Annotated in this window: 15 protein-coding genes; 11 read left to right on the forward strand and 4 right to left on the reverse strand. The window is 72.2% G+C overall.

What is annotated here, in order from left to right:
• Positions 1 to 365 precede the first annotated feature (365 nt).
• The 5 genes from BKI49_RS24790 to moeZ all read left to right on the forward strand — a co-directional run bounded on the left by BKI49_RS24790 (position 366) and on the right by moeZ (position 6,593).
• Positions 366 to 2,120 carry a DUF3492 domain-containing protein gene (locus BKI49_RS24790; RefSeq protein WP_257004943.1) on the forward strand — a complete coding sequence of 585 codons (1,755 nt, stop codon included), beginning with the start codon at positions 366 to 368 and terminating at the stop codon, positions 2,118 to 2,120.
• Positions 2,117 to 3,505 carry a hypothetical protein gene (locus tag BKI49_RS24795; protein WP_257004944.1) on the forward strand — a complete coding sequence of 463 codons (1,389 nt, stop codon included), beginning with the start codon at positions 2,117 to 2,119 and terminating at the stop codon, positions 3,503 to 3,505. The genes BKI49_RS24790 and BKI49_RS24795 overlap by 4 nt, the downstream gene beginning before the upstream one ends.
• Positions 3,506 to 3,654: 149 nt before the next feature.
• The gene (locus tag BKI49_RS24800) at positions 3,655 to 4,614 is read left to right on the forward strand and encodes an NAD-dependent epimerase/dehydratase family protein (RefSeq protein ID WP_095936499.1); all 960 of its coding nucleotides are present in this window, start codon (positions 3,655 to 3,657) and stop codon (positions 4,612 to 4,614) included.
• Entirely contained in the window at positions 4,602 to 5,351 is a 750-nt protein-coding gene (locus tag BKI49_RS24805) for a spherulation-specific family 4 protein (RefSeq protein ID WP_095936500.1), read from the forward strand. Before BKI49_RS24800 ends, BKI49_RS24805 begins: the two co-directional genes overlap by 13 nt.
• Before the next feature lie 63 nt (positions 5,352 to 5,414).
• Entirely contained in the window at positions 5,415 to 6,593 is a 1,179-nt protein-coding gene (gene moeZ / locus BKI49_RS24810) for an adenylyltransferase/sulfurtransferase MoeZ (protein WP_095936501.1), read from the forward strand.
• A 98-nt stretch (positions 6,594 to 6,691) separates the two neighbouring features.
• Here moeZ and BKI49_RS24815 read toward each other — a convergent pair whose 3' ends face one another.
• The 3 genes from BKI49_RS24815 to BKI49_RS24825 all read right to left on the reverse strand — a co-directional run bounded on the left by BKI49_RS24815 (position 6,692) and on the right by BKI49_RS24825 (position 12,928).
• Positions 6,692 to 8,248, reverse strand: a complete 1,557-nt coding sequence (locus BKI49_RS24815) for an alpha/beta hydrolase (protein ID WP_095936502.1) — start codon at positions 8,246 to 8,248, stop codon at positions 6,692 to 6,694.
• A gap of 114 nt (positions 8,249 to 8,362) precedes the next feature.
• A complete protein-coding gene (locus BKI49_RS24820) occupies positions 8,363 to 9,919 on the reverse strand; it encodes an alpha/beta hydrolase (protein ID WP_095936503.1) in 1,557 nt (518 codons plus the stop codon).
• 216 nt (positions 9,920 to 10,135) lie between these two features.
• Positions 10,136 to 12,928, reverse strand: coding sequence for a lysylphosphatidylglycerol synthase domain-containing protein (locus BKI49_RS24825; protein ID WP_179332568.1), 2,793 nt, complete (start codon positions 12,926 to 12,928; stop codon positions 10,136 to 10,138).
• 186 nt (positions 12,929 to 13,114) lie between these two features.
• Between BKI49_RS24825 and BKI49_RS24830 the strand changes: the two genes are divergently transcribed.
• From BKI49_RS24830 to nudC, 5 genes are all read left to right on the forward strand, one after another.
• Positions 13,115 to 13,480: an MGMT family protein gene (locus BKI49_RS24830; protein WP_257004945.1), complete on the forward strand. Its 366-nt coding sequence runs from the start codon at positions 13,115 to 13,117 to the stop codon at positions 13,478 to 13,480.
• 311 nt (positions 13,481 to 13,791) lie between these two features.
• Positions 13,792 to 17,400 carry an ATP-dependent helicase gene (locus BKI49_RS24835; protein WP_095936506.1) on the forward strand — a complete coding sequence of 1,203 codons (3,609 nt, stop codon included), beginning with the start codon at positions 13,792 to 13,794 and terminating at the stop codon, positions 17,398 to 17,400.
• Between the two features lie 209 nt (positions 17,401 to 17,609).
• A complete protein-coding gene (locus tag BKI49_RS24840) occupies positions 17,610 to 21,314 on the forward strand; it encodes an ATP-dependent DNA helicase (protein ID WP_179332569.1) in 3,705 nt (1,234 codons plus the stop codon).
• A 10-nt stretch (positions 21,315 to 21,324) separates the two neighbouring features.
• Positions 21,325 to 22,737: a dipeptidase gene (locus BKI49_RS24845; RefSeq protein WP_095936743.1), complete on the forward strand. Its 1,413-nt coding sequence runs from the start codon at positions 21,325 to 21,327 to the stop codon at positions 22,735 to 22,737.
• A gap of 83 nt (positions 22,738 to 22,820) precedes the next feature.
• Complete coding sequence (nudC, locus tag BKI49_RS24850; protein ID WP_095936508.1) at positions 22,821 to 23,777, forward strand: NAD(+) diphosphatase; 957 nt, start codon at positions 22,821 to 22,823, stop codon at positions 23,775 to 23,777.
• A gap of 6 nt (positions 23,778 to 23,783) precedes the next feature.
• On the opposite strand, the gene BKI49_RS24855 is transcribed toward nudC, so the two are convergent.
• Positions 23,784 to 24,026: a mycoredoxin gene (locus BKI49_RS24855; RefSeq protein WP_095936509.1), complete on the reverse strand. Its 243-nt coding sequence runs from the start codon at positions 24,024 to 24,026 to the stop codon at positions 23,784 to 23,786.
• Between the two features lie 131 nt (positions 24,027 to 24,157).
• On the opposite strand from BKI49_RS24855, the gene BKI49_RS24860 reads away from it, so the two are divergent.
• Positions 24,158 to 26,440, forward strand: a complete 2,283-nt coding sequence (locus tag BKI49_RS24860; RefSeq protein ID WP_373557586.1) for an ATP-dependent DNA helicase UvrD2 — start codon at positions 24,158 to 24,160, stop codon at positions 26,438 to 26,440.
• Positions 26,441 to 26,482 lie beyond the last annotated feature (42 nt).

The raw sequence follows: 26,482 nt of genomic DNA on the forward strand, positions 1-26,482 counted from the left end.
GTGCGGTCCGAGCGGTGCCGCCGGCGTGTGCGCGGTGCGGTTCGAGCGGGGCCGTCGGCATGCGCGGTGCGGTCCGAGCGGGGCCGTCGGCATGCGCGGTGCGGTCCGAGGGGGGCCGCCGGCGTGCGCGGTGCGAGTGGCGCCGTCGGCGCGTACGGCCAGGCATGCGTGACGACGAAGCGTAGTCGCATGATCTCTTAGCGCGACAGAACGCGGCCTGCGCGGGAAAGTTACGACCGTTCACCCCTTTTGGTGGCGTGATGGACAACCGTCCGTCGCGCCACCGTCATGTCCGCATACGTTCTTCCCGCTGCGAGCCGCCGGGTCAACGGCGGCTCCCCATATGGGAGATCGGGGGTGTGGTCGTGCGCATCGGACTGCTTACGGAGGGTGGCTATCCGTATGTGAGCGGTGACGCCAGACTCTGGTGCGACCGGCTCGTACGCGGGCTCGGGCAGCACGAGTTCGACATCTACGCGCTCAGCCGCAGCGAGCGCCAGGAGGACGAGGGCTGGATCCAGCTGCCGCCGCAGGTCAGCAGGGTGCGGACGGCGCCTCTGTGGACCGTCGAGGACGACGGGGTGGTGTACGGACGCCGGGCGCGGCGACGCTTCGCCGACGCATACGGAGAGCTGGCGGCGGCCGTGTGCGAGGGGCCGGGGGCTCCCGACGGCTCGGCGCTCGGCGGCGGTGCGGGAGCCCATGACGACCCGGCGACCTCCGCCGGCGTTGAGGCGGACCGTTTCGGCAGCGCGCTCTACGCCCTCGCGGAGCTCGCCCGCGACGAGGGCGGTCTCGCCGGCGCCCTGCGTTCGGAGGGTGCCGTGCGCGCACTGGAACGCGCCTGCCGTGCGCCCGGCGCGCTGCGCACCGCCCGCACGGCGCGCGTGCCCGACCTGCTCGCCTTCGCCTCCCATGTCGAACGTGCCCTGCGGCCCCTGTCGCTGGACTGGTACGAGGGCGACGGACTCGACTCGGTGGACCTCTGCCACGCCACCGCGGGCGGCACCGCGGCGCTGCCCGGTCTCCTCGCCCGGCACTTCGCCGGTGTGCCCCTGCTGGTCACCGAGTACGGGGTGCAGTTGCGCGCGCACTACCTGGCCTCCGCCACCGTCGGCGAGAGCCCGGCCGTACGCGCCCTGCTCGCCGGGTTCCACGGCAGGCTCGCCGCCGAGGTCTACCGCGCCGCCGCGCTCATCACGCCCGGCAACACGCACGCTCGCCGCTGGCAGGAGCGCTGCGGCGCCGACCGCGCCAAACTGCGCACCGTCTACCCCGGCATGGAGGCGTCCCGCTTCGCGGACGTGGGGGAGAGCGCGGAGGGCAGCGGATGCGCCGACCCGGACACGCTGGTGTGGGTCGGGCGCATCGAACCCGCCAAGGATCTGATCTCGCTGCTGCACTCCTTCGCGGAGATCCGCAAGGAGGAACCGAAGACGCGGCTGCGGATCGTCGGCGCGCCCGCCGACGGCCCCGAAGGCACGACCTATCTGGCCCACTGCCGGGCCCTGGCCGCCCAGCTCTTCCCCGACGAGGCGGAGGGCGTGCACGCCGTCGGCGACAACCCGGTGTCCTTCGAGGAGATCGGCGGCCCCGAGGTCCCCAGCCTGGCGGAGGCGTACGCCTCCGGAGCCGTCGTCGTGCTCTCCAGCGTCGTCGAGGGCTTTCCGATCAGTCTCGTCGAGGCCATGTTCTGCGGTCGCGCGACCGTCTCCACGGACGTGGGCGCGGTCGTCGAAGTCATCGGCGGTACGGGGCTGGTGGTGCCGCCCCGCAATCCGCGGGCGCTGGCGGAAGCGTGCGTGACGCTGCTGCGTGACCCCGAGCGCCGTGAGCGCCTGGGCGCGGCCGCGCGCGCACGCGCCCTCGAACTGTTCACCGTCGAGCAGAACGTCGCCGCCTTCCACGGCATCTACCTGGAGATCGTCTCGCACTCCCCGGTCCGGCGGGTGGTCGTGGACGAAGAGGGCGAGCCGTTGCCCTTCGGAGTTCCCGCGGAGGCCCATGTGCCGGGCCGCTGGACCGAGGTCCGTCCCATGGCCGTGGGCCGGCCGCGTTGGGCGGCGGGTGCGCCCGTGCGCGCCACGGTTCCCGTCCCCGCGGGGGAGGGAGCGCGATGAGCGAGACGACCGGACCGCGCGCACCGGGCGGACCACACACCCTGCACGACCTGGACGACCTGGACGACCTGGCCGGCCTGGGCGGCGGGGGCTTGGACAGCGAGGACGCCGGGGACTCGGGCGACGCGAGCGGCCGGGACGCGGGGGGTGCGAGCGACCGAGAGGCGGGTGACGCGAGCGGGGGAGCCGTCGGCGGCGCGGGTCGCATCGGTGAGTCTGCCGGCCGGGACGGCGGCGGCGCCGGTGAACGGAAACGCAAAGGTGGTGCGAGCAGCAGTGAGGGGAGTGCGAGTCGTACCGACGGCGCGCGCAGGCCCACCGCGCGCCGTGGCGCCGCGGACCCCGTGAAAGCGCTCATGCACCGGCACCGCGAACTCTGCGAGCGCGCGGTCGACCCGCTGGAGATCGCCGCCGGTCTGGAGGCCCACGGTGTGACCGATCGGACGGCCACCCGATTCCGCCACCGCGACGTGTTCTCGCTCGCGGAGGAGATGTACGCCCGTGCCTCGCGCGACGGCGAACACACCCCGCGCCCGGAGGAGCCGGAACGCTCCGGTGCGCGCGCCGACTGGGCGGTGCTCGCCCTGCTGCCCGGCGTCCTCTGCCTGGCGGCCACGCTCGGACTGCGCGTCACCGAGGGCAGGCCACGCCTCGCGGTGGCCGCGGCCGGCGTCCTCGCCGTGACCCTCGGTCTGCGGTACGCCCTGCGCCGCGGCCCCCTGAGCGCCGGTCAGCGCACGACCGGCGCCACCCGTGGCTGGATGTGCTGGCTCGTCGCCTACGCCCTCCTCGGTGACGGACTGCTCAGCGCCGCGCTCGACGGCGGACCCGACGGCCCCTGGCCGCTCGCCACGGCACCTGTGCTGGCCCTCTCGACGGCGTGTGCCCCGGCGGCCTGGTGTGCGCAGCTCTTCGTGGTGAGCGCCCGCCGCAGACTGACCGCAAGCCGCGGCCTCGACGAGTTCGCCACCACCGTCCGCCCCCTGCTCCTCGGCGTGTTCGCCCTGTTCCTGTGCACCCTCGGCGGGCTGCTCGCCCTGAGCGCGACCGTGCTCGACGAGCCCCCCGCCTACACCGGGGCCGGCGCCCTCGGCGCCCTGCTCCTGCTCGCCCGTCTGCTGACGGCGCGCGGCTTCACCCACGCGCCCGCCGTGATGCTCGCCGGCGCCGGAGCCACCGAAGCGATCGCGCTCGCCACCGTCTTCGCGGGCCGCCTGCCCGGCTGCTCCTTCCTCGCCACGCCCGTCGAGACCGTCGTCGAGGCCTGGGGGCCCGGCGCCGTACCGGCTCTGGTGTGCGGCACGGCGGCGTTCGTCCTGCTCGTCCACTCGACGCGCACCCTGACCAGGGCCTCCGCCCACGCACTGCCCATCGAGGCGGTGTGAACCGTGCTTCCGCGCCCGGTACCCGAGCACGGACCCATTTCTCCCGCGGGGCCGACACCGCGGGCCCTCTCCCGACCCACGGCATCACCTGAAGGAGTAAGCCAGATGATCACCTCCCGAACCGGAGAGTCCGCCCCGGGAGCCGCCCGATGAGGGTCCTGCTGATCGGAGCCAACGGATACCTCGGCCGCTTCGTGGCCGACAGACTGCTCGCCGACCCGGCCGTGCAGCTCACCGCGCTCGGCCGGGGCGACGACGCCGACGTCCGCTTCGACCTCGCCTCGGGCAGTCCCGGCGCACTCACCCGCTTCCTGGACGCGGTGCACCCCGGAGTCGTCATCAACTGCGCCGGCGCCACCCGCGGAGGCGCCCGCGAACTGACCCGGCACAACACCGTCGCCGTCGCCACCGTCTGCGAGGCCCTCCGCCGCAGCGGCTGCGGGGCACGGCTCGTCCAGATCGGCTGCGGCGCCGAGTACGGGCCCAGCCAGCCCGGCTCCTCCACCGCCGAGGACGCCGTGCCACGCCCCGGCGGCCCCTACGGCGTCAGCAAGCTCGCCGCCACCGAACTGGTCCTCGGCTCCGGCCTGGACGCCGTGGTCCTTCGGGTCTTCTCACCCGCCGGACCCGGCACACCCGCCGGATCCCCGCTGGGCCGACTCGCCGAGGCCCTCCGCCGCGCCATGCAGTCCGGCGACGGCGAACTCAAACTCGGCGGACTCGGCGTCCAGCGCGACTTCATCGACGTACGCGACGTCGCCCGTGCCGTCCACGCGGCCTCGCTCTCCGCCGCACAGGGCGTGATCAACATCGGTTCGGGACGTGCCGTACGACTCCGCGACGCGGCCGCCGTCCTCGCCCGGGTCGCCGGCTACGGCGGCGCCCTGCACGAACTCGACGGCCCTCCCGGCCCCCTGAGGACATCCATCGGCCACCCCCGCAACGAACCGGACCACGCGGCCCCGGTCGCGTACCCGTACCCGGACGGCTGCGGCAGCTGGCAGCAGGCCGACGTGCGTACCGCACGCGACCGGCTCGGCTGGCGGCCCCGCATCAACCTCGAGGAATCCCTGGCAGACATCTGGATGGAGGCGGCATGCCGTATCTGACCAGCACCGCAGCCGGCACCGCGAGCACCGACCTCAAGGTCGGCTTCGGCATCCCCGGCTATGCACATCCCCTCGTCGCTCCGCTGGAGTGGGCCGAACTCACCCGGCCCGGCGCCCCTTTGCACTGGGTCGCCCTGAACGTGTCCAACGGACCCGGCAGCCGTCCCGACCCGCACTGCCTGGAGGCCGTCGGGCGGCTGCGCAACGCGGGCGTACGCGTGCTCGGGCGCCTGGACGCGACGTACGGCGCGCGCGCCTTCGGCGAACTGGTCTCCGACGCCCAGCGCTACATCGACTGGTACCGGGTCGACGGCTACCTCCTCGACCGCTGTCCCACCGAACGCACCGCGCTCGCCGAGGTCCGCCGGACGGTCGGCACGCTCCGGACGCTCCGTGAGGATGCGCACATCGTGCTCGGGCACGGCGCCCACCCGTATCCCGGCTACGCGGAGAACGCCGACCAGCTGGTCACCTTCTCCGGCTCCTGGAGCGACTACCGCTGGTCCCAGGTCGCCGAGTGGACCGCCGACTACCCGCCCGAGCGGTTCTGCCACTTGGTGCACAGCGTGCCGCGCGGTCATCTCGACGAGGCGCTGCGCATCGCCCGCTGGCAGGGCGCCTCGACGATCTACTTCACCGACCGCACCGATTTCGGTGGGCGGGCCGACCCCTGGGAGACGATGCCCGGCTACTGGGACGAAATCGTCTCGCGGATCGGAACGGGTGTCTCGGAATGAAGAAGGGCGTGGCAGTGTTACGGGGAGAACAACTGTAGTGATTGACCGACCAACGGAGCCCCCGTGTCGCTGCCACCCCTGGTCGAGCCGGCTTCCGAGCTCACCGTAGACGAGGTCCGCAGGTACTCCCGCCACCTGATCATCCCCGACGTGGGCATGGACGGGCAGAAGCGGCTGAAGAACGCCAAGGTGCTGTGTGTCGGCGCCGGCGGCCTCGGATCGCCGGCGCTGATGTACCTGGCCGCGGCGGGCGTGGGCACGCTCGGCATCGTGGAGTTCGACGAGGTCGACGAGTCGAACCTGCAGCGCCAGATCATCCACAGCCAGGCGGACATCGGCCGCTCCAAGGCCGAATCGGCCCGCGACTCCGTGCTGGGCATCAACCCGTACGTGAACGTGATCCTTCACGAAGAGCGGCTCGAAGCCGAGAACGTGATGGACATCTTCAGCCAGTACGACCTGATCGTCGACGGCACGGACAACTTCGCCACCCGCTACCTGGTCAACGACGCGTGCGTGCTCCTCAACAAGCCGTACGTGTGGGGTTCGATCTACCGGTTCGACGGTCAGGCCTCCGTCTTCTGGTCGGAGCACGGCCCCTGCTACCGCTGCCTCTACCCGGAGCCCCCGCCGCCGGGCATGGTCCCCTCCTGCGCCGAGGGTGGCGTGCTGGGCGTGCTGTGCGCGTCCATCGGCTCCATCCAGGTCACCGAGGCGATCAAGGTCCTCACCGGCACCGGCGAGCCCCTCGTCGGCCGACTGATGATCTACGACGCCCTGGAGATGCAGTACCGCCAGGTCAAGGTCCGCAAGGACCCGAACTGCGCCGTCTGCGGCGAGAACCCCACCGTCACCGAGCTCATCGACTACGAGGCCTTCTGCGGCGTCGTGTCCGAGGAGGCCCAGGAGGCGGCGGCCGGTTCGACGATCACTCCCAAGCAGCTCAAGGAGTGGATCGACGACGGCGAGAACATCGAGATCATCGACGTCCGTGAGATCAACGAGTACGAGATCGTCTCGATCCCCGGCGCCAAGCTGATCCCGAAGAACGAGTTCCTCATGGGCACTGCCCTGGAGTCCCTGCCGCAGGACAAGAAGATCGTCCTGCACTGCAAGACGGGTGTCCGCAGTGCGGAAGTCCTCGCCGTCCTGAAGTCCGCGGGCTTCTCCGACGCGGTCCACGTCGGCGGCGGCGTGATCGGCTGGGTCAACCAGATCGAGCCCGACAAGCCGGTCTACTAGGCATACGCCCTCTTCGGAGGTGGGGCCCGGCACTCTGCGTGCCGGGCCCTTTGCCGTGGGCCGAGGGCACCCGAACCGGTGCCCTCGGCCCCCGCGACCTAGGAGGCGCAGACCTTGCCGTCCTTCGGCACGGTCCCGTCCAGCAGATACCTGTTCACGGTCGAGTCCACGCAGTCGCTTCCGCTGCCGTACGCGCCATGGCCCTCGCCCTTCCAGGTGAGCTCCACACCGACGTCCTTGCCCAGCTCGTCGGCCATCTTGCGAGCGCCCTCGTACGGTGTAGCGGGGTCGCCGGTGTTGCCTACGACCAGGACCGGCTCCGCACCCGGTGCGCTGACCTCCGGGTTGTCGAACTGGCCCGCCACCGGCCAGTCGTGGCACCAGCCCGCCGTGTCCCAGCCCATGAAGTCGCCGAAGACGGGCGAGATCTTCTCGAACTCGGGCAGCAGCTTCCTCGTCTCCTCGGGAGTCGGCCGCTGCTTGTCGTCCAGGCACGATATGACCCGCTGTGAGTGTGTCGTCGTGCCGTAGTGCCCCGAGGGGTCGCGTTCGTTGTAACCGTCGGCGAGCGTCAGCAGCTCCGAACCGTCCCCGTCCTCGGCTGCCTTGAGCGCGCTGGTGAGGCTGGGCCAGCCCTGCTTGCTGTAGAGCGGCAGGACGATGCCGGTGAGGGCCAGCGTCTGGGTGAGCTTGCGTCCGCCGGAGGCGGGCAGCGGCCGGGCGTCGATGCGCTTCAGCAGGTCCACGATCTTCTGCGAGCCCTGCTTCGGGTCCTGGCCGGTGGACTTCAGATAGTCGTCCAGGGCCCGCTGGAAGCCGAGCGTCTGGTTCTTGGCGTGGCCGACGGTGTCGGCACTCGGGTCGACGACGGCGTCCAGCACCAGGCGCCCCACGTTCTTCGGGAACAGGTGGGCGTACACCCCGCCCAGTTCGGTGCCGTACGAGATGCCGAAGTAGTGCATCTTGCGGTCGCCGAGGACCTCGCGCATCAGATCCATGTCGCGTGCCGTGTCCGTGGTCGACACATGGGACATGAGCTTGCCCGCGGCCTTCTCGCAGCCCTTGCCGAAGTCCGTGGCGTCCTTGAAGTACGTGGCTTCCTCGGTGGCGTCGTCCGGTGTGGCGTCCACCGACTCGGCCGCCTGGATGTCCTTGTCGCTGCGGCAGCGCACCCCTTCGCTCGCCGCAACGCCGCGCGGGTCCCAGCTCACCAGGTCGTACCGGTCGTGGAGGGAGCCGACGATCGAGCCGTACGACGGCATGGTGGAGATGCCCGAGCCGCCGGGTCCGCCGAAGTTGAACAGGAGCGAGCCGATGCGCTTGTCCGAGCCGCCCGTCGCCTTCGAGCGGATCACCGCGAGGCCGATCGTCTCGCCGTCCGGCTTCGCGTAGTCCAGCGGGACCTTGAGCGTGGCGCACTGCCAGTCGCTGCCCGGCGCGGGAGAGTCGGACGTGCCCTTGCAGCGGCCCCAGTCGAGCTTCTGCGAGGTGAGTTTGCCGGGCAGCCCCGACGGTGTGCCCGAAGAAGGCGCTGTGGACGACGACTTGTCGCCGCCCTTCCCCTCGTCCGTGTCTTCGCCGGACGACCCACTGCTGCAACCGGCCACCAGCAACGCGGCGGCGGCCGCGGCCGTCCACCGTGCGAAACGTGCCATGCGCTTCCCCCCTCACCCGTGGTCCGCCCGATCCGCGGATCACATGCAGGCAATAGTAGGCGGCGGCGCCCGAAGCCGTCACAGCCTGTGGATAACTCATTGACCTGCGGTTTTCTACGAACAGACGGTTCCAGCGGGCGGGATGGTTCCCTCCAGCAGATAGCCGTTCACGGCGCCTTGCACGCACTTGTTCTTGCTGTCGTAGGCCCCGTGCCCCTGGCCCTTGTACGTCAGCTCGACGCCGACCCCCTTGCCCAGCGCCTCCACCATCTTCCGGGCGCCCTCGTACGGCGTGGCCGGATCGCCGGTGTTGCCGACGACCAGGATGGGCGCCGCACCGGCGGCGGCGACGTTCGGGTGGTCGGCGGCGCCCGCCACGGCCCAGTCCGTGCAGCTGATCATGCCCCAGGCCAGATAGTCGCCGAACAGCGGCGATGCGGCCCGGAACTGCGGCAGCCGCGACAGCACGAAGTCCGGGGTGTAGCGCGGCTTGTCGTCCGCGCAGTTGATGGAGATGTTCGCCGGGACGAGATTGCTGTACTGGCCGTTCGCGTCGCGTCCGTTCATGGAGTCCGCCAGCAGCATGAGCACTTTGCCGTCTCCGTCGTAGGCCTGCTCGAGACCCTCGGTCAGGTACTCCCAGAAGTCCTTGGAGTACAGCGCCTGGGCGATGCCGCTGGTCGCCGCGGTCTGGGTGAGCTCGCGGGGGAAGACGCCGGGGATCGGCTTCACTTCGAGGTCCTTGAGCAGCTTGGCGATGCGGTCCTTCACGTCCTGAGGCGTGTCGCCGATCGGGCAGTCCTCGACCTTGGAGGTGCAGTCCTTGGCGAAGTTGTCGAGTGCGAGCTGGAACCCCTTGGCCTGCCCGAGCGAACTCTGCTCGGGGTTCTGCGTCGGGTCGACGACCGCGTCGAACACCGCGCGTCCCACGTTCTTCGGGAACAGGTGGGCGTAGACGCCGCCCAGTTCGGTCCCGTAGGAGATGCCGAAGTAGTGCAGCTTCGCGTCGCCGAGGACCTGGCGCATCAGGTCCATGTCGCGGGCCGCGTCCGTGGTGCGCACATGGGGGAGGATCGTGCCGGAGTTCTTCTCACAGGCATCGTTGAAGTTCCTGGTGTTCTGCAGGAACTCCTTCTGCTCCGCGGTGTCGTCCGGCGTGGCGTCCTGCTGGAAGAACTCGTCGAGCTGCTGGTCGTCCTCGCATTTCACGCCCGCGCTGCGGCCCACGCCGCGCGGGTCGAAGCTCACCAGGTCGTAGCGGGTGCGCAGGGCGGCGTAGTCCTCACCGAAGGCGGGCAGCGTGGTGACGCCGGAGCCGCCCGGGCCGCCGAAGTTGAAGATGAGCGAGCCGATCCGCTTGCTCGGGTCGCCGCTCGTCTTCGCCCGGATCAGCGCCAGCCCGATCGTGTCGCCCTTGGGATCGGCCCAGTCGAGGGGCGCCTTCATCGTGGCGCACTGCCACTCCGTGCCGCCCGGCAGAGGGGACGGAGCGTTGCCCCCGCCCTCGGACTCGGAGGGTGCCGGGCACTCCTTCCAGCTCAGCTTCTGAGCTGTCAGATCCTCGTCCCCGTCCTTGTCCTTCGATCCGTCGCTGCAACCCGCGAGCAAGGAGATCAGCACAACGGCGGTCAGGGTCAGGGCAGCGGCGCGCGACTCGGGAGGGTTCGGCATGTCCCCATCGTGCGGTCGTACGGGGCGGTGCGCGCGGGGCGCGGGCCGTGTGGGTGAGTGCGCCGCAGCGCCCGGACCAGGTGCTTCGCGGTAGGCGCGACAGCGGTGCGCGCGACGCCACGGGCAGCGGTGCGCGGCAGTACGCGGGGCGGCGCGCGGCAGTACGCGGGGCGGTGCGCGGCACTACGCGCGGCGGTGCGCGCCCGCGCCTTCCGGCTAGAGCGCGCCCTTGCGCGTCAAGTGGTTGAAGAACAGCCAGCCCGGCAGCACGGGCAGCCACAGCGTCAGCAGCCGGTACAGCAGGACCGCGGGCGCCGCGACCTCCTTGGGGAGCCCGACGGCGATCAGACCGACCGTGAGGGTGGCCTCGACGGCGCCCACGCCGCCTGGGGTCGGCGCCGCCGACCCCAGCGCGTTGCCGGCGAGGAAGACGACGGCGACGCTGGCGAGGCTCAGCGTGGTCGACTCCTCGTGGCCGAACGCCCGGATCGACGCGTCCAGGCACATCACGAAGCAGGCGGTCAGCAGCAGCATGCCGCCGATACCGGTGACCAGCTTCTGCGGCCGCTGGAGCACGTCGAGCATGCGCGGCACCACGCCGGCGAACAGGGAGCGCACGCGCGTGACGACGAACTTGCGCAGGAACGGGACCGACGTCACCACCAGGACCAGTACCGCCACCGTCAGCAGGCCCGCGATGACCGTGCGGGACGGCGACAGGGACGGTGTCTTCTCGGTGCCGGTCAGATAGCCGAAGGAGAGCAGCATCAGGATGTGGCAGCCGAGGCCGAACAGCTGGGAGGCGCCGACGCTCGCCACCGCGAGACCGGGCCGCACCCCGGCGCGCTGGAGGAAGCGCGTGTTGAGCGCCACACCGCCGACCGCGGCGGGCGCCACGATCTTCACGAACGAACCGGCGACCTGCGCCGCCACGGTCCGCGCGAACGGCACCCGCTCGGGCACGAAGCCCAGCAGGCTCATCGCCGCCGCGACGTAGCTGAGCGCCGAGAACAGCACCGCCGCGGCGACCCAGCCCCACTCGGCGTTGTCGAAGAGGGTCCCGAACTCGATGTGGGTGAGCTGCGTCAGCAGGAAGTACGCGCCGATCGCTCCGGCGATGAAACTGATCAGCGTGCGCGGTCTGACCCGCTCCAGGCGGGCGGGCTCGACCGGTGCCTGCGGCCTGATCAGCAGCACCTGGTGGCGGATCTGGGTGAGCAGGTCCTCCTCGCGCGCCTCGTCCAGGGCCTCGTCTATCGCCCGCTTCTCGGCACGCTGCTCCGCCCGCACTGCCTTCTTGCCGGGCTTCTCCTGCACGGACGTGGCGTTCTGCCGGGCCTCCTCCGCGCGGGCGAGCTTGTCCTGCCGGGAGGCCTCGAGGACGGCCTCGCGCTCCCGGTGCGCACGCTCCCGGGCGAGCTTGCGCAGCGTCGCGCGCGTGGAGCGCGTCAGGGCGATCGGCTGGAGCATCGGCAGACAGTCCGCGACCGCGTCCGGGCCGAGCACGCCGACCGCCGACGCCACCGCGCGCTCGGCGCCCACCCGCAGTCCGAGCGTGGTGACCAGCTGGGCGATGTCCATGCGCAGCAGCAGGTCGCCGGCCGCGATCTCGCCGCCGCGCAGATCGGTGAGGATCACCGTGCCGGAACGATCCACCAGAATCGCGTCGCCCGCGAGCCTGCGGTGCGCGATGCGGCGGGACTGAAGGGCCTGCACCTGGTGCCAGGTGTCGCGCAGCAGGTCGTCGGTGATGAGCTCGTCGGGAACCGCGTCGAGGGTGCGCCCGCCGGTGTGCTCGTAGACGAGCATCACGGCGTCCGGGCCCAGCTCGGAGGTCGCGATCAGCTTGGGTGCGTTGGCGCCGGCCGCGATGGCCGCGTACGCGAGGAGTGCCTCCTGCTCCAGTGCCTGGCGCAGTGACTGCAGGCTCCGGCGGGTGGTGATGCCGCGCAGGGTCAGGCGTCGCCACACGCGGTAGAAGAACCCCTGCGCCTGCTGCTCACGGTCGACGACCGTGACGTCCAGGGGCCGGCCGTCCTCCAGGGTGACGAAGTAGCGTCTGCCGCGGTCGCCGTTCTCCGTGGCGTCCGGCGCTTCCTCGCGGGCCGCGCTCACCGGGTGGAAGCCGACGTGGCGCAGGCCGGCCATGAGCGTCCGGCCGGTGGGTCGCACGTTCGGTGAGCCGACCGCGTACAGCGTCCCGTAGGCGACGGTCCAGCCGATGAGCACCGTCAGGATGATCGAGAACGGCGTCGTGTAGCCGGTGACCAGCATGGAGAAGGCGTCCAGGAGGAGCACCACCCAGAGCACCGCGCGCCAGCGCGGTCTGCGGGACATGCCGACGGCCGTCATGTACGCGATGACGGGTGCGAGATAGCCGTGCACCGGGTCGGTGAGGGCGTGGATGTCCCCGGGGGACGGCTGGGTGAGGGCTTCCTGGATGGAGTCCGGCGCCGCCTTCGCCACCCACAGGTCGGTGGCGAGTGTCACCCCGTGCGCGAGGACCGCGGCGAGCACGCCGTCGGCGATGCGCAGCCCGTCCCGTTTGATCAGCCGCTCGATCGCGAAGGCGACCGGCACCAGGAGGATCGCGATGCTCGACGCCAGACCCGCGATCTTGATGAGCAGGTCGGGCGCCTGGCCGGTGCCCTTGTTGATGTCCTGTTCGAGCCCCGAGGTGGTGCCGTGCGCGAACGCGGCGATGGCGAGGAGCACGACGATCGCGAGGACCCCGACCAGAAGCCGCATCAGATCGGACGGACGGTGCACGCGCGCGGGGAGCAGGGGCTCGTCGCCCTCGACCTCGTCCGTGTGACCGTCGTCCGTGCCCGCCTCGACCTGCGCTTCCACGCTCTCGCGGGCTTCAGCGGCGGTCTCGTCGGCGGCCGTGGGGACGGACCCGTGGTTCTTCTTGCCCCCGTCGTTCACCTCGGCGCCACCGGTGTCCGGGCGTGACGAGGCCTCGGAGGTGCCCTCTGCGTCTTCGGGGTGCACGCTCTGCTGCCTCATGGTCTCTTCTTGATCTCGTATCACCAGTCACCGCCCGGACGATGGTGGCATGCCCGACCGACACACGGGGGCATCAGGGTGCAATACGGGGGCGCACAGTCTGCCCGAAGCACGGCGGCCGGGGCGAGCGGTACGCACAGTGGTCGCCGCGTCGCACTGTCGGTGGGGTGGGGCAGGATGGGACGGATGAGCGAGGAGAGCCTTCCGGCGGACGCGCTGCCGGAGTATGCGGAGCGGGTCCTCGACGTCGCCGAGTCGATCCCGCCCGGACGTGTGATGACGTACGGCGACGTCGCGGAATGGCTGGAGGAGGGCGGGCCGCGCCAGGTGGGCCGCGTGATGGCCCTCTACGGAGGAGCGGTTCCGTGGTGGCGTGTCATACGCGCCGACGGCGTGCTGCTGCCCGGTCACGAACTGGAGGCGCTCGCGCGCTACCGCGAGGAGGGCACGCCGCTGAGGGAGGCGGGCCGGTCCTCCGAGGGGCATGTGCCGCGCGTCGACATGAGACGAGCGCGATGGGACGGCGGCGAGCACGCGGAAGGTCACACCTGACAGCTTCCGCCATTCGAGGGGCGGACGGGGCGCCTGTGGCCCGTACGAGGGAAACGAGGCACATCCGTGACATGCCGTACGTTCGTGGTGCGGGGGACGTGAGTGACGCGGGTGATGTGAGGGAAGAAGGGGAAGCCCTGCTTCCGCGAAGCTCACCGGCGTAGCGTCTTCGGCGCGCACCTTCCTCACCCCGCGGCCACCGCGCCCCATGCGCGGCGGTCCTTCCGTCCGTCTCCCGACCACCGTCCCCCGACGACGGCGCTCCGCGCCCGCAGTGACGAACCGCACAACCACCAGGACCGGCGAACCACGTGAGCTCCTCTTCCTCCACCAGGCGCCTGACGCACCCCTCGGTGCGTCAGGGGGCCCGCGGCGCGTACCGGCTGGTGCGTACCCCGCCGGCCCGGGTGGACCCCCCTCGTCTGGACGCGGGGCAGCGTGCGGTGGTTGACCACAGGAGCGGTCCGCTGCTCGTCCTCGCAGGTCCGGGCACCGGCAAGACGACCACGCTCGTCGAGTCCGTGGCCGCCCGGATCGCCCGCGACGGCGACCCGGAGCGGGTGCTCGTGCTGACGTTCAGCAGAAAGGCCGCCGTCGAGCTGCGCGACCGCATGGCGCTGCGCATAGGGGCCGCCCGTGCGCCCCAGGCCACCACCTTCCACTCCTTCTGTTACGCCCTCGTGCGCGCGCAGCAGGACAGCGACCTGTTCGTGGAGCCGCTGAGGCTGTTGTCCGGCCCCGAACAGGACGTGGCCGTGCGTGAGCTGCTCGCCGGGCAGCCCGACCTGGAGCGGCTCGGCCTCGCGCATGTGCGCTGGCCCGACGAACTGCGAGCCTGCCTCACCACGCGCGGCTTCGCCGACGAGGTCCGCGCCGTCCTCGCCCGCAGCCGTGAACTGGGCCTCAGCCCCGACGCCCTGGACGCCTTCGCCCGCCGCATCGGCCGTCCCGACTGGGGCGCGGCGGCGGCCTTCCTCGCCGAGTACCTCGACGTACTCGACATGCAAGGGGTGCTCGACTACGCGGAACTGGTCCACCGCGCGGTGCTCCTCGCCCGGCGCCCCGAGGTCGCCCGGCATCTCGCCGCGCGGTACGACGCGGTCTACGTGGACGAGTACCAGGACACCGACCCCGCGCAGGTACGGCTGCTGCACGCCCTAGCGGGCGGCGGACGTACCCTCGTCGCCTTCGGTGACCCCGACCAGTCGATCTACGCGTTCCGCGGAGCCGACGTCAACGGAATCCTGGACTTCCCCGACGCCTTCCCGAGCGCCGACGGCCGTCCGGCACCGGTCGAGGTGCTGCGGACGTCCCGCCGCTCCGGCGCGGCCCTGCTCTCGGCCACCCGCCTGCTCACCCAGCGCATGCCGCTGACCCGCCTGCCGGCGGAGAAGGTGCGCGCCCACCGCGAGCTGTCGCCGGTCCGGGACGGGGGCCGCGTGGAGGTCCACACGTACCCGACGCCCGGTACGGAACTCGACAACATCGCGGACCTGCTGCGCCGCGCCCACCTCGAGGACGGTGTCCCCTGGGGCGAGATGGCCGTCCTGGTGCGCGCGGGTGCCCGCACGATCCCGACGATCCGGCGGGCCCTCACGGCGGCGGGGGTCCCCCTCGACATCGACGGCGACGACCTGCCGCTGCGGCACGAACCGGCCGTCGCACCCCTGCTCGCGGCCTTGCGGGCGGTGGCCCGCGCGGAGGACGCCGGCCCGGAGGACTCCTCCCCCGAGGTGGGCGAGCCGTCGGACACCGAGACCACCGAGGCCGATGGGGGCGCCGGTGCCGATGGTGTGGAAACCAGTGACGTCAACAGCGGCCACCCTGGTGCCGATGGTGCGGACGCCAGTGACGTCAACAGCGGTGACGCGGGTACCGATGCTGTGGAGGCCGGTGACGCGGAGGGCGACGCGACTGTCGGTGACGTGGAGGCCGGTGACGCGGAGGGTGATGCGACTGCCGGTGGCGTGGAGGCCGGCGACGCGGACAGCGGTGACGTGGAGGCCGGTGACGCAGGCACCGACGACGTGACGGCGACCGCGTCGTCCTGGCTCGACACCGAGACCGCGCTCGCCCTGCTCGCCTCCCCCCTGGCGAGCATGGACGCCGCCGATCTGCGCCGCCTGGGCCGTGCGCTGCGCGAGGAGGAGCGCGCCGCCGGGAATCTCGTACCGCCGCCGTCCGACGAACTGCTCGCCCGTGCGCTCGCCGAGCCGGAGCGGCTCGTCGCGCACGACCCCGCGTACGCCCGCGGGGCGCAGCGGCTGGGTGCCCTGCTGCGCAAGGCACGCGAGCGCCTCGCCGGCGGCGGGACCGCCGAGGAGGCGCTCTGGGACCTGTGGGAAGGCACCCCGTGGCCGCAGCGCCTGGAGCGGGCCGCCCGCCGCGGCGGCGCGGCCGGGCGCAACGCCGACCGAGACCTGGACGCCGTCTGCGCGCTCTTCGCGACCGCGGCCCGCGCCGAGGAGCGCACCGGCGGCCGGGGCGCCCTCAACTTCCTGGAGGAGATCGAGGCCGAGGACATCGCCGCCGACACCCTCACCCGCAGGGCCGTGCGCCCCGACGCCGTGCGCCTGATGACCGCACACCGCTCCAAGGGCCTGGAATGGCGCCTGGTCGTCGTGGCCGGGGTCCAGGAGGGCCTCTGGCCCGACCTGCGCCGCCGTGGCTCGCTGCTGGAGGCGGACCGCATCGGCCGTGACGGGCTCGCCGAACCCCTCACCCCCGGCGCCCTGCTCTCCGAGGAGCGGCGACTGTTCTACGTGGCCGCCACGCGCGCGCGTGAACGCCTCGTCGTCACCGCCGTGAAGGCCCCCGCCGACGACGGCGACCAGCCCTCCCGGTTCCTGACCGAGCTCGGCGTGGAGCCGAAGGACGTGACCGGCCGCCCGCGCCGTCCGCTGGCCGTCGCCGCGCTCGTCGCCGAACTGCGCGCCACGACCGTCGACCCGCGCGTCTCGGACACCCTCAGGCAGGCCGCGGCCCAGCGCCTCGCCCGGCTCGCCGCACTCGCCGACGAGGACGGCCGTCCGCTGGTCCCGTCGGCGCACCCCTACCGCTGGTGGGGCATGTACGAGCCGACCGAGAGCAAGGTGCCGCTGCGCGACCGCGACCAGCCCGTCGTGCTGTCCGGGAGCGCCCTCGACCAGCTCGCCAACACCTGCGCCCTCCAGTGGTTCCTGGGCCGCGAGGTGAAGGCCGACGCACCCGCCACCGCCGCCCAGGGCTTCGGCAACGTGGTGCACGTCCTCGCCGACGAGGTCGCCTCCGGGCACACCCCCGCCGACCTCGCCGTCCTCATGGAGCGCCTCGACTCCGTGTGGAACGCGCTCGCCTTCGACGCGCCCTGGAAGTCCGCCCAGGAGAAGGAGCACGCGCGCGTGGCGCTCGAACGCTTCCTGGAGTGGCACGTCATGGACCGCACCGGCCGTACGCCGGTGGCCAGCGAGCACGACTTCGACGTCACGCTCGACGCGGGCTCCTACGAAGTGCGCATCCGCGGCTCCATGGACCGGGTCGAGGCGGACACCGAGGGCCGCGCCTACGTGGTCGACTTCAAGACCGGCAAGCAGGCGCCGACCGCCGCCGAGGTGGCCCACCACCCGCAGCTCGCCGTCTACCAGCTCGCCGTCCGGGAGGGCGCCGTCGACGACGCCTTCGACGGTGTGCGCCCCGAGCCGGGCGGTGCCGAACTGGTCCAGCTGCGCCAGGGCGCCGCCAAGAAGAACGGCGGGGAGACGCTACCCAAGGTGCAGGCCCAGGAGCCGCTGGAGGGCGAGTGGGTCGGCGACCTGCTGGCCACCGCCGCCGGGAAGGTCCTCGACGAACGGTTCTCGCCGACCGCCGGACAGCACTGCACACACTGCGCCTTCCGGGCATCCTGCAGCGCCCGGCCGGAGGGACAGCAGGTCGTCGAGTGAGCCGCAGCCCTGGGACCGCGCAAGCGAGCCGGCCGGCGCCCCGGGACCGCGTCGGCGAGTGAGCTGCCCCGGGACCGCGTCGGCGAGTGAGCCGCCCCGGGACCGCGTCAGCGAGTGACGTACGGCACCACACGTGCTGACCAGCGGTTCTTCCGCCCCGACGGCCGATGTGGCCCCCGCTGTCAGTGGGCGCCGCTAGCCTCTCTGACGTGTCCGCCCGTATCACTGATCCCGAGCAGCTCAAGGAGCTCCTCGGGATCCCGTTCACCCCGGAGCAGACGGCCTGCATCACCGCACCGCCAGCCCCGCAGGTGATCGTGGCCGGAGCCGGCTCGGGCAAGACCACGGTGATGGCCGCGCGTGTGGTGTGGCTGGTCGGCACCGGCCAGGTCGCCCCCGAGCAGGTCCTCGGCCTGACCTTCACCAACAAGGCCGCCGGCGAACTCGCCGAGCGCGTCCGCAAGGCACTGGTCAAGGCGGGCGTCACCGACCCCGACGTCATCGATCCGGACAACCCACCGGGCGAGCCGGTCATCTCCACGTACCACGCCTTCGCCGGCCGCCTGTTGACCGACCACGGCCTGCGCATCGGACTCGAACCGACCTCCCGGCTGCTGGCCGACGCCACCCGCTACCAGCTCGCCGCGCGCGTGCTGCGCGAGGCACCGGGGCCGTTCCCGGCGCTGACCCGCTCGTTCGCCGATCTGGTCGGCGACCTCCTCACCCTCGATTCCGAGCTCGCCGAACACCTCGTACGCCCCGAGGACCTGCGCGCGTACGACGCCGGGCTGCTGCGCGCACTAGCGGGCGCCAAACTCACCAACGCCGACCTGCGCAAGGTCCCCGAGGCGGCGGCCGCCCGGCGGGAACTCGCCGAGCTGGTCGGGCGCTACCGCGCGGCCAAACGCGAGCGCGACCTCCTCGACTTCGGCGACCAGATCGCCCTGTCGGCCACCCTCGCCCGCACCCGCCCCGAGGTGGGGGAGATCCTGCGCGACGAGTTCCGCGTCGTCCTGCTGGACGAGTACCAGGACACGTCGGTGGCCCAGCGCGTCCTGCTCGCCGGACTGTTCGGCGGCGGCACCGGACACCCGGTCACCGCGGTCGGCGACCCCTGCCAGGCGATCTACGGCTGGCGCGGCGCCTCCGTCGCCAACCTCGACGACTTCCCCGACCACTTCGCCCACCGTGACGGCCGCCCCGCCACCCGTCAGGCGCTCAGCGAGAACCGCCGCAGCGGCGGCCGCCTCCTCGACCTCGCCAACGGCCTGGCGGAGCCCCTGCGCGCCATGCACGCGGGCGTGGAGGCACTGCGCCCCGCACCCGGAGCCGAGCGCGACGGCCTGGTCCGCTGCGCACTGCTGCGGACCCACGCCGAGGAGATCGACTGGCTCGCCGACTCCCTCGCCCATCTCGTACGCACCGGCAAGGCGCCCGGCGAGATCGCGGTCCTGTGCCGTACGGCCGGGGACTTCGCCGAGATCCAGGGCGCCCTCGTCGCCCGCGACATCCCCGTCGAAGTCGTGGGCCTCTCCGGCCTGCTGCACCTGCCCGAGGTCGCCGACCTCGTCGCCGTCTGCGAGGTGCTCCAGGACCCCGGAGCCAACGCCTCCTTGGTACGGCTGCTCACCGGTCCGCGCTGGCGCATCGGACCCCGCGACCTCGCTCTCCTGGGCCGGCGCGCCCGGCTGCTGGTGTCCCACGCGCGCGTGGGAGCCGACGACGACCCGGAGCGCCGGCTCGCCGCGGCCGTCGAAGGCGTCGACCCGTCCGAGGTGATATCGCTCGCGGACGCCCTCGACACGTTCCTGGAGCTGCCCATCGCGGCCGAGGGGGACGACGACGGGCTGCCGTTCTCGCCGGACGCGCGCGTACGGTTCGCGCGGCTCGCGGCGGAACTGCGCGACCTGCGCCGCTCGCTCGCCGACCCGCTGATGGACGTCCTGCACCGGGTGCTCGCCGTCACCGGCCTGGAGGTCGAGCTCTCGGCCTCCCCGCACGCCCTCGCCGCCCGCCGCCGTGAGACCCTGTCGAACTTCCTGGACATCGCCGCGTCCTTCGCCGCCGGCGACGGCGAGGCGACCCTGCTGGCCTTCCTCGGCTTCCTGCGCACCGCCGCGCAGTACGAGAAGGGCCTCGACAACGCCCTCCCGGGCGGCGAGAACACCGTCAAGGTGCTGACCGCGCACAAGTCCAAGGGCCTGGAGTGGGACGTTGTCGCGGTCCCCGGCCTCGTCACCGGAACCTTCCCCAGCAGCCAGGGCCGGGAGAAGTGGACCGCCCAGGGCAAGGTCCTGCCGCACGAGCTGCGCGGCGACGCCGACACACTGCCCGACGTCGAGACCTGGGACGCCAAGGGCCTCAAGGGCTTCCACGAGGCCATGAAGGACCACCAGCACACCGAGGAACTCCGTCTCGGCTACGTCACCTTCACCCGCCCCCGCTCCCTCCTGCTCGGTTCCGGCCACTGGTGGGGCCCCTCCCAGAAGCGGCCGCGCGGCCCCTCGGACTTTCTGCACGCCCTGTACGAGCACTGCGCGGCCGGACACGGCGAGATCGAGGTCTGGGCCGACGAGCCCGCCGAGGACGAGGAGAATCCCGCCCTCCAGGAGGCGGCCGCCGACCACGCGTGGCCGCTCCCGCTCGACGAGGCGGCACTCGCCCGCCGTCGCGCGGCCGCCGAGACCGTACTCGCCCACCTGGAGCGGGTCGCGTCGCACGAGGAGGCCGGTCCCGGGACCTGGCAGGCCGGGCCGCGGGCCGCGCACGACCCGGCGTCCTACGACGACCCCGACTGGCCGCCCCCGCCGGACGACGACGAATCCCTCTACGGGCCGCCCGACGAGCCGCCTTACGAAGAGGGCGACTTCGCCGACGGAGACCCCTTCTCCGACGACGATCCGTTCCTGGACCACGCTCCGGTGCCCGACGGCGATCAGCTCTCCGCCGGCGATCAGCACTCCGACAGAGATCGGCTCGCCGGCGGCGACCAGCGCTCCAGCGCCGATCCGTTCCCCGAGGGCGATCAGGCCGACTGGGAATCGTGGACGACGGACCGCCCGGCCGGACGGCCGACGGTTCCCCGTCAGGCGGCCGGCCCGGGAAGCCGTCCGCATCGCGAGGGCCCCGGGCAGCTCACCCCCGAGGAATCCCGCACCCTCGCCTCCTGGGACCGCGACCTGGACGCGCTGGCCGGGGAACTGCTGCGTGCCCGCGCGACGGTGACCGACGTCCCCCTGCCGGCTTCGCTCACCGCGTCGCAGCTGCTGCGGCTGGCCGCCGACCCGGACGGCTTCGCGCAGGAGCTGGCACGTCCCATGCCACGCCCCCCGCAGCCGGCGGCCCGCCGGGGCACCCGCTTCCACGCCTGGGTGGAGTCCCGCTTCGAGGAGCTGCGGCTGCCGATGCTGGGGCCCGAGGAGCTGCCCGGCACCGACGCCGAGATCGCCGACGAACGTGACCTGGAGTCCCTCAAGGAAGCCTTCGAACGCACTCCGTACGCCCAGCGCACCCCGTACCGCGTCGAGGCGCCCTTCCAGCTCGCCATCGCCGGACGCGTCGTGCGCGGCCGCATCGACGCCGTCTACAAGCAGGGCGACGGCCGGGCGGCGACGTACGAGATCGTCGACTGGAAGACCAGCCGCGCCCGTACGGCCGACCCGCTCCAGCTCGCGCTCTACCGCCTCGCCTGGGCCGAGCAGCAGGGCGTGCCCCCGGAATCCGTCACGGCCGCCTTCCTGTACGTCCGCAGCGGCGAGGTCGTCCGGCCCGAGCTGCCGGACCGTGCCGCGCTGGAGCGGCTGATCGTCGAGGACCCGACGGGCTCCCGGGACGGGTCACCGGGGGAAGAGCAGGGCTCCCGGGACGGGTCGCCCGAGGAACCGCCGGGCGGACACGCCTCCGAGGGCGGATAGGCTCGTGAGCATGAGCAAGCCCGTTGACAACGCCGTCAGCACCGTCCGTGCGTACATCCAGACCCACCGAGCCGCCTTCCTCGACGACCTCGCGGAATGGCTGCGCATCCCCTCCGTGTCGGCCCAGCCCGACCATGCCGCGGACGTGGCACGCAGCGCCGACTGGCTTGCCGCCAAGCTCTGGGAGACCGGTTTCACCACCGCGGAGGTCTGGCCGACCGCCGGTGCCCCGGCCGTCTTCGCCGAGTGGCCCTCCGACGACCCCGAGGCACCCACCGTCCTCGTCTACGGGCACCACGACGTGCAGCCCGCCGCCCGCGAGGACGGCTGGGACAGCGAGCCCTTCGAGCCGGTGATCCGGGGCAACCGCCTGCACGCGCGCGGGGCCGCCGACGACAAGGGCCAAGTGTTCTTCCACACACTCGGTGTCCGCGCCCACCTCGCCGCCACCGGGCGCACCACCCCGGCCGTCCACCTCAAGCTCCTGATCGAGGGCGAGGAGGAGTCCGGCTCCCCGCACTTCCGTGACCTCGTCGAGGCGCACGCGGATCGCCTCGCCGCCGACGCGGTGATCGTCTCCGACACAGGCATGTGGTCCGAGGACACCCCCACGGTGTGCACCGGCATGCGCGGTCTCGCGGAGTGCGAGATCGAGCTGCACGGCCCCGACCAGGACATCCACTCCGGCTCCTTCGGCGGCGCCGTGCCCAACCCCGCGACCGCCGCCGCCCGCCTCGTCGCCGCCCTGCACGACGAGCACGCGCGCGTGGCCGTGCCCGGCTTCTACGACGGCATCACCGCACTCACCGACCGCGAGCGCGAGCTCTTCGCCGAGCTGCCCTTCGACGAGGAGACGTGGCTGCGCACGGCCAGGTCGACGGCCACCCACGGCGAGGCCGGCCACACCACCCTGGAGCGCATCTGGGCCCGTCCGACCGCCGAGGTCAACGGCATCGGCGGTGGCTACCAGGGCCCCGGCAGCAAGACGATCATCCCGTCCTCGGCCATCGTCAAGCTCTCCTTCCGGCTGGTCGCGGGGCAGGACCCGGACCACATCGAGAAGGCGGTACGCGCCTGGGCCGCCGAGCAGCTGCCCGCCGGCATCCGGTACGAGATCACCTTCGGCGCGGCCACCCGCCCGTGCCTCACGCCCCTGGACCACCCGGCGCTCCAGTCCGTCGCACGTGCCATGGGCCGCGCCTTCGAGCAGCCGATCCGCTTCACCCGGGAGGGAGGCTCCGGGCCCGCGGCCGACCTTCAGGAAGTCCTCGGGGCCCCCGTGCTCTTCCTCGGGATCTCCGTCCCGTCCGACGGCTGGCACGCCCCGAACGAGAAGGTCGAACTCGATCTCCTCATGAAGGGCGTCGAGACGGCAGCCCACCTGTGGGGCGATCTGGCCGAGAACTGGCGCGAGGCACACTGAAGGAGCCGATCCGCGCCCTGGAGGGCGTCCCGCACACCCGTCCTGCTGAACCGCCCGCCGAAACAACCGTTACACCGGGGGAGTTGGAAGCACCCGTGACCACCTGGACCGACAGCACCGCCGACCGTCCCATCTCGCTCACCGCCCCGAGCGGCATCGACCGCGCCGCCCACCACCGGCTCGACGAGGCCTGGCTCGCGGCGGCCTGGAGCCACCCCACGACCCGTGTCTTCGTGGTCTCGGGCGGTCAGGTACTCATCGACGAGACCGCGGACGGCACCACCGAACTGGTGATGACGCCCGCCTTCGAAGCGCCGCTCACCGAGGCGCACCGTTACTTCCTCGGCACGGACGACGACGGTGTGAGCTACTTCGCACTGCAGAAGGACACGCTGCCGGGCCGCATCGACCAGTCCGCGCGCCCGGCGGGCCTGCGCGAGGCCGGACTCCTGCTCTCGCCGCGCGACTCGGGCCTCATGGTGCACGCGGTCGCCCTGGAGAACTGGCAGCGACTGCACCGGTTCTGCTCGCGCTGCGGCGAACGCACGGTCATCGCCGCCGCCGGTCACATCCGCCGCTGTCCCGCCTGCGGGGCCGAGCACTACCCCCGCACCGACCCGGCCGTGATCATGGCGGTGACGGACGACGCCGACCGCATCCTGCTCGGCCGCCAGGTGCACTGGCCCGAAGGACGCTTCTCCACGCTCGCCGGCTTCGTGGAGCCCGGTGAGTCCATCGAGCATTCCGTGCGCCGCGAGGTCTTCGAGGAGGTGGGCGTCACGGTCGGCGAGGTGGAGTACGTCGCCAGCCAGCCCTGGCCCTTCCCCTCCAGCCTCATGCTCGGCTTCATGGCCCGTGCCACCTCGTCGGAGATCGACGTCGACGGCGAGGAGATCCACGAAGCCCGCTGGTTCTCCCGGGACGAGCTGCGGGCCGCTTTCGAGTCCGGGGAGGTGCTGCCTCCCTACGGAATCTCGATCGCGGCCCGCCTCATCGAGCTCTGGTACGGCAAGCCCCTGCCCACGCGGGCGGTCGCTTGATCCGGCTCAGACGCCGATCTTCTGCTTGACCTGCGCCAGCGAAGGGTTCGTGAGCGTCGAACCGTCCGGGAAGAGAACGGTGGGAACCGTCTGGTTTCCGCCGTTCGCCTTCTCCACGAACGCCGCGGACTGCGGGTCCTGCTCGATGTTGATCTCCGTGTACGCGATGCCCTCGCGGTCCATCTGGCTCTTCAGCCGACGGCAGTAACCGCACCACGTGGTGCTGTACATCGTCACAGTGCCCTGCATGTCTTTTGCGCTCCTTCACGGCTCGGGGGTGCGTCGTAGCTGCCAGTGGAACGCAAGTGACCTGCCCGGCATTCCCACCGGGGGTATGCGATACGTCGCTCCTGATCCGGCCCTCCCGTCGGATCAGGAGCGTGACGCCTGTCGCATTAGTACGACTGCGGGCGCCTCCCTGTGGACAACCGGCTCGTGCGCCTCCGGCGACCTGGCAGCATGGCGGGGTGACAGCAGCAACGCACTCCACCCTCTTCCCGCAGGTTCCGGACACGGCCGACGCGGTGCTCGACGGGCTCGACCCGGAGCAGCGCGAGGTCGCCACCGCGCTGCACGGTCCGGTGTGCGTGCTGGCGGGGGCGGGCACCGGCAAGACCCGGGCGATCACCCACCGCATCGCCTACGGGGTCCGGGCGGGGATACTCCACCCTTCCAGCGTGCTGGCCGTCACCTTCACCAACCGCGCCGCCGGCGAGATGCGCGGCCGGCTGCGCCAGCTCGGCGCCGGGGGAGTCCAGGCCCGCACCTTCCACTCCGCCGCCCTGCGCCAGCTCCAGTACTTCTGGCCCAAGGCGGTCGGCGGCGGCCTGCCCCGGCTCGTCGACCGCAAGATCCAGCTCGTCGCGGACGCGGCGGCCGCCTGCCGCATCCGCCTCGACCGGGGTGAGCTGCGGGACGTCACCGGCGAGATCGAATGGTCCAAGGTCACCCAGACCATCCCCGCCGACTACGCGGCCGCCGCCGCCAAGGCCGGACGCGAGGCCCCCCGCGACCCGGCCGAGATCGCCCAGATCTACGCGGCGTACGAGGACCTCAAGCGGGACCGCGCGGTCATCGACTTCGAGGACGTCCTGCTGCTGACGGTCGCCATCCTTCAGGACCGGCACGACATCGCCGAGCAGGTTCGCTCCCAGTACCAGCACTTCGTGGTCGACGAGTACCAGGACGTCAGCCCGCTCCAGCAGCGCCTGCTCGAACTGTGGCTCGGCGAGCGCGACAGCCTCTGTGTGGTGGGTGACGCCAGCCAGACGATCTATTCGTTCACCGGTGCAACTCCTGACCATCTCCTCGACTTCCGCACCCGCCACCCCTCGGCCACCGTCGTCAAGCTCGTCCGCGACTACCGCTCCTCGCCCGAGGTCGTCCATCTGGCCAACGGCCTGCTCGCCCAGGCCCGTGGCCGGGCCGCCGAACACCGCCTCGAACTGATCTCGCAGCGTTCCCCCGGCCCCGAGCCCGTGTACGCGGAGTACACGGACGAGCCCGCCGAGGCCGAAGGAGCCGCGCGCCGCATCCGCGACCTCGTCGCCTCGGGCGTCCCCGCGGGCGAGATCGCGATCCTCTTCCGTACGAACTCCCAGTCGGAGATCTACGAACAGGCCCTCGCCGACGCCGGTGTGCCCTATCAGCTGCGTGGTGCCGAGCGGTTCTTCGACCGTCCCGAGGTGCGAAAAGCGGGTGCCGCGCTGCGCGCCGCGGCCCGGTTCGGCGGCAACGACTCACTGCTCGACGACACCGTCGACCTGCCCTCGCAGGTCCGTGCCGTGTTGTCGGGCGAGGGCTGGACCAGCCTGCCGCCCGCCGGTTCGGGCGCGGTCAGGGAGCGCTGGGAGTCGCTCGCCGCCCTGGTGAACCTCGCGCAGGACTTCGCCGCGGCCAAGCCCGCCGCCACGCTCGGTGACCTCGTCGCCGAGCTCGACGAGCGGGCGAGCGCGCAGCACGCTCCGACCGTGCAGGGTGTCACCCTCGCCTCCCTCCACTCCGCCAAGGGGCTGGAGTGGGACGTCGTCTTCCTGGTCGGCGTGGCCGAGGGCATGATGCCGATCACCTACGCAAAGACCGACGAGCAGATCGAGGAGGAGCGCCGCCTCCTCTATGTGGGTGTCACCCGCGCCAGGGAGCATCTCTTCGTCTCCTGGGCGTTGTCCCGCTCGCCCGGCGGACGCCCCGGCCGGCGCCCCAGCCGATTTCTGGACGGCCTGCGCCCCGGCTCCGTCAGAACCGCGGGCCGCACCGGGTTCGGCGGTGCGGGGGGCATCGAGCGGGGTGTCGGGAGCAGTGGCGGTCCGGCCGTGCGGCGCACCGGCCGGACCCCGGCTCGCTGCCGGGTCTGCGGCCGCACCCTCACCGACGCCGGTGAGATGAAGCTGATGCGCTGCGAGGACTGCCCCTCCGACATGGACGAGGGTCTCTACGAGCGGTTGCGCGAGTGGCGTGCGGTGCAGGCGGAGCGCAGCGGACAGCCCGCGTTCTGCGTCTTCACCGACAAGACGCTCATGGCGATCGCCGAGACCGTGCCCGAGGACGAGCGAGAGCTCGCCCGGATCCCCGGCGTCGGAGTACGCAAGCTCAACCGCTTCGGAGCCGATGTTCTGACCATCTGCGCAGGTCAGGACCCTGAGGGGGAAGACGAGGGTGACTGATGCAAACTCGTCGAAAAAATAGTTTGCGCATGCCCCAGCAAT

Origin of the sequence: Streptomyces sp. Tue6028, assembly GCF_002300165.1 — a bacterium.
GTDB lineage: Bacteria > Actinomycetota > Actinomycetes > Streptomycetales > Streptomycetaceae > Streptomyces > Streptomyces siamensis.

Coding starts and splice junctions, on each gene's coding strand:
- BKI49_RS24805 (WP_095936500.1), top strand. CDS start 4,602: ATGCCGTATCTGACCAGCACCGCAGCCGGCACCGCGAGCACCGACCTC.
- BKI49_RS24795 (WP_257004944.1), top strand. CDS start 2,117: ATGAGCGAGACGACCGGACCGCGCGCACCGGGCGGACCACACACCCTG.
- BKI49_RS24845 (WP_095936743.1), top strand. CDS start 21,325: ATGAGCAAGCCCGTTGACAACGCCGTCAGCACCGTCCGTGCGTACATC.
- BKI49_RS24820 (WP_095936503.1), bottom strand. CDS start 9,919: ATGCCGAACCCTCCCGAGTCGCGCGCCGCTGCCCTGACCCTGACCGCC.
- BKI49_RS24825 (WP_179332568.1), bottom strand. CDS start 12,928: ATGAGGCAGCAGAGCGTGCACCCCGAAGACGCAGAGGGCACCTCCGAG.
- BKI49_RS24815 (WP_095936502.1), bottom strand. CDS start 8,248: ATGGCACGTTTCGCACGGTGGACGGCCGCGGCCGCCGCCGCGTTGCTG.
- BKI49_RS24800 (WP_095936499.1), top strand. CDS start 3,655: ATGAGGGTCCTGCTGATCGGAGCCAACGGATACCTCGGCCGCTTCGTG.
- BKI49_RS24855 (WP_095936509.1), bottom strand. CDS start 24,026: ATGCAGGGCACTGTGACGATGTACAGCACCACGTGGTGCGGTTACTGC.
- BKI49_RS24830 (WP_257004945.1), top strand. CDS start 13,115: ATGAGCGAGGAGAGCCTTCCGGCGGACGCGCTGCCGGAGTATGCGGAG.